This is a genomic window from Streptomyces sp. NPDC058964 (genome assembly GCF_042741275.1).
Taxonomy (GTDB): Bacteria; Actinomycetota; Actinomycetes; order Streptomycetales; family Streptomycetaceae; genus Streptomyces.
The window spans coordinates 1-2,159 of sequence record NZ_JBHYKH010000114.1; the positions used below are offsets into that span (position 1 = coordinate 1).

The 2,159-nt window shown below is 73.0% G+C and carries 2 protein-coding genes and 1 pseudogene; 2 read left to right on the top strand and 1 reads right to left on the bottom strand.

All coding sequences use genetic code 11. The annotated features are described in order from the left end of the window. Both ACFW2E_RS16655 and ACFW2E_RS16660 read left to right on the top strand, forming a co-directional pair. Window positions 1-301 (top strand): annotated as a pseudogene (locus ACFW2E_RS16655) (NUDIX hydrolase); the annotation flags it as partial. Continuing rightward, the gene (locus ACFW2E_RS16660; protein ID WP_384466986.1) at window positions 298-1,128 is read left to right on the top strand and encodes an MBL fold metallo-hydrolase; all 831 of its coding nucleotides are present in this window, start codon (window positions 298-300) and stop codon (window positions 1,126-1,128) included. The pseudogene ACFW2E_RS16655 and the gene ACFW2E_RS16660, both read left to right, overlap by 4 nt. A 48-nt stretch (window positions 1,129-1,176) precedes the next feature. Here the strand turns inward: ACFW2E_RS16660 and ACFW2E_RS16665 are convergent, their stop codons facing one another. Beyond that, a complete protein-coding gene (locus ACFW2E_RS16665) occupies window positions 1,177-1,998 on the bottom strand; it encodes a nucleotidyltransferase domain-containing protein (RefSeq protein ID WP_384466988.1) in 822 nt (273 codons plus the stop codon). Between the last annotated feature and the right edge of the window lie 161 nt (window positions 1,999-2,159).

Sequence of the window (2,159 nt, forward strand, 5' to 3'; positions counted from 1 at the left end):
CCAGCGCACCCGTAACGCCACCACGGTGGCCGATCGCACGGTGTGGATCCGCCCGGAGCAGGCCGCGGCCTCGTACGACACGGGCGAGCTGACGATGATGCCGCCGACCATCGCGACCCTGCGGCAGCTGGCCCCGCACGCCACCGCCGCCGAGGCGCTCGCGGCCGCTCCCAGCCGCGACATGACGCCCGTCCTGGCGAGCGCCCGTCTGGTGGAGGGCGAGATCGTCCTGTCCTGGCCGGGCCACGACGAGTTCACCAAGCACATACCGACCGTCCCGACCGGTGGAGGCCCGGCATGACGGACGCAGCCGCCCTGCCGGGCCAGCCCCGCGGCGGAGTCCTCTCCGGTCCGGCCACCGCGCGGGCCGTCAACGTCCTGGCACCCAACGCCTCCGCGATGACCCTGGACGGCACGAACACCTGGATCGTCGCCGAGCCCGACTCCGACCTGGCCGTCGTGATCGACCCCGGCCCCCTGGACGACGAGCACCTCCAGAACGTCGTGGACATGGCCGAGAAGGCGGGCAAGCGGGTCGCGATGACCCTCCTGACCCACGGCCACCCCGATCACGCGGAGGGCGCCGCCCGCTTCGCCGGACTGACCCGCACGAAGGTGCGCGCGCTGGACCCCGCGCTGCGCCTCGGCGACGAGGGGCTGGCCGCCGGAGACGTGGTCACGGTCGGCGGCCTGGAGCTCAGGGTCGTACCGACCCCCGGTCACACCGCGGACTCCCTGTGCTTCCACCTCCCGGCCGACCGGGCGGTCCTGACCGGCGACACGATCCTGGGCCGCGGCACGACGGTCGTGGCGCACCCCGACGGGCGTCTGGGCGACTATCTGGACTCCCTGAGGCGTCTGAGATCGCTCACGGTGGACGACGGGGTCCGTACGGTCCTGCCGGGCCACGGTCCCGTCCTGGAGGACGCGCAGGGCGCCGTCGAGTTCTACCTCGCCCACCGCGCCCACCGCCTCGCCCAGGTGGAGACGGCCGTCGAGAACGGCTACCGCACCGCTGCACAGGTCGTCGCGCAGGTGTACGCCGATGTGGACCGCTCGCTGTGGCCGGCGGCGGAGCTGTCGGTGCGGGCGCAGATGGACTACCTCAAGGACCACGGGCTGATCTAGCCCCGGTGTGCCCGGTGTGCCCGGTGTGCCCGGTGCCCGGGCCGGCGGTCAGTCCGGCCTGGCGGCCTTCACTCCGTGCACGCGCGCGTACTCCTCGGCGAGCCACGGCCCGAGGTCGTCGACGTACGAGCTCAGGACGGCGGGATCGCCCTGCGGCTCGTACCCGTGCTCGGCTGCGGCCAGCATCTGCCCCGCCCGCTCCGGGTAGTACGCGCCGAACACCTCCGCCATCTCCCTCAGGTCGCTGGTCCAGCCGTTCCAGCGGGGCATGACGAGGGTGAACCCGGTACGCACGAGGTGCCGGGACATGAACCGTACGAGCGGCCGCAGAGCCTCCTCGCAGACGTCCGCGCCGGCGATCCGCTCCCGCCAGCGGGGGAGGATGAGAGCGAGGTCCCCGTTGGTCTCGCGGGCGAGCAGCGAGTCGGGCCGGTAGCGGGGCAGGTACTCGGCGAGGTCCTCCCCGAGGATCGGGGTGCACAGGCAGGCGACGAACCACCCCAGGTCGTATCGCTCCAGCTCGCTCAGCAGGCGTGCCCTGCTGAACAGCAGCGTCCCCACCCCGTCGATCTGCGGGAACTCCTTGTCGAGCGTGTCACCGAGCGCTCGCGAGGCCTCCCGGTCCGCGTCGCTCGGCTCCTGCCGCAGTGCGACCAGCAGATCGAGATCGCTGCGGCCCGTGCGCGCGGTGCCGCGCGGAACAGAGCCGTAGAGGTAGGCGCTGTGCAGCCGCGCCCCGAAGACGTCCAGCAATCGGTCCCGAGCGGCGGCGACCACGGGCCGGAAGTCGTGCGGGATACGAGCGAGGGAGCCTTCGCGCTCGATGCGGCCCTGAAGGTCGAGGCCCCTGGAGGGCATGGTTTCGGCCATGGGGTCACTGTGCCCCGAGGGGACCGGCTGGGCGGCTCATTTACCGTCGCGTCGGCCGGAAAACAGACCGGAAGCGAACCGGAAAGCGAACCGGAAAGCGAATGGGGGGGCGCGGGCGCCGCCCGCCGGCCCGCACCCCGACACACCCCCCCACACCCGCG